This window comes from Thermoclostridium caenicola (assembly GCF_900142095.1).
Taxonomy (GTDB): Bacteria; Bacillota; Clostridia; order DSM-8532; family DSM-8532; genus Thermoclostridium_A; species Thermoclostridium_A caenicola.
Map to the genome: position 1 here is coordinate 1 of NZ_FQZP01000113.1, position 1,520 is coordinate 1,520.

Sequence of the window (1,520 nt, forward strand, 5' to 3'; positions counted from 1 at the left end):
AGTGTAAAATTGTTGTAGGAAAAAAATAAACAAGAGACATCCTTCTTTGATAAAATGGGATTATACACAACAAACCATTTAGAGGAAGGAGTGTCTCTTGTGAATAGTATTTTACTACAAATCTGCGAAAAATTCATCAGTAAAGTTACTGACTTTTTTGGAAAAGGTGTTGTGAGGAGTTTATTAGATATTGAAGAATACCTGGAGAAGGCAAGCAATGAATTTATTCTGGAAATGACAAAAACATATTTTGATAACTTGGATAAGGCTCTGGTTGAAGACAAGGCAGGCCGAAAGCGCAAAGGATTAGTAATTGAGCGTAAGTGCGATAAGAGAGAAGTATATACTAAGTTTGGTTTACTGGAATTTGAAAGAACATATTTTAGAAATAAAAATAACGAGGAATACGTATATCTGCTGGATCAAGCAGTAGGGATAGAAAAATATGAAAGGCTTTCGAAATTAGTAGCTGTAGATTTGATAAATCATGCAAGTGAAACATCTTACTGGAAGAGCAGCCAGTATATAAGTGGCGGAGAAATCAGCAGGCAGACAGTAATGAATAAGGTCAGGCAAGTAAAAGAGTTAAAAATAAAGCAGCCTGAGAGCAAGCGGCAGGTAAAAGTATTGCATGTGGAAGCGGATGAAGATCATGTATCTCTTCAGGACGGTTCAAATACAATAGTGCCGTTAATTAGCATCCATGAAGGAATAGAGAGGAACGGGAAGCGAGGCGAGTGTAAGAACATACATCACATAAGCGATTACGGCAAAGATCCTGAAGAGTTATGGCTGGAAGCTGCAAATTGGATATATGAGGCATATGATGTTGATTATCTTGAAAAGATTTACGTGCACGGAGATGGAGCTTCCTGGATAAAAGAAGGTCTCAACTGGTTGCCGAAATCAAAAATGGTGTTAGACAGGTACCATTTAAACCGTGCCATAATGGAGGTAACCGGTAAGCAACAGGAATATAGAAAAGAAATACATATGAGTCTTTATCAAGGCAATCAAGAGCAATTTGAGGCCATAATAAAACAGATGACAGATGGAGCAGAGAGCCCTAATGAGAAGCAAAGAATAGCGGGATTCAAGCGATATATATTAAATAACTGGGTAGCGATTGAAATATATAGCCAGGAAGATTGTAGAGGGAGTTGCACCGAAGGGCATGTGAGTCATGTATTGTCCAGCCGTTTAAGCAGTCGTCCGATGGGTTGGAGCAGGAGAGGTTTGCAAGCGATGGCGAAATTGAGAGCCTATTGCAGCAGTGGTGGTCAGGTAACACCAGAACATCTAAACAAAACCGAAGCCAGATATAAAGTAACGAAAAAAGTAATGGCTAAGGCTACAAAAGCATTCAAAAGCGCTGGTATAGAAAAACTGGGCAATATACCTTTGCTAAGGCAAGGGAAAAACGTGCCGTACTTTAAGCAATTGAAAGCAATAGCGGCTAGTATGAGCATTATTTAGTAATCTCCAAAGAAGGTGTCTAGCAAAATCCTACAACAAGTTGA

General features: G+C 38.8%; 1 protein-coding gene. It reads left to right on the forward strand.

What is annotated here, in order from left to right; translation table 11 throughout:
• Positions 1–99 precede the first annotated feature (99 nt).
• On the forward strand, positions 100–1,476 hold the full coding sequence (locus F3H12_RS13110; RefSeq protein WP_188118543.1) for an ISLre2 family transposase: 1,377 nt from the start codon (positions 100–102) through the stop codon (positions 1,474–1,476).
• Positions 1,477–1,520 lie beyond the last annotated feature (44 nt).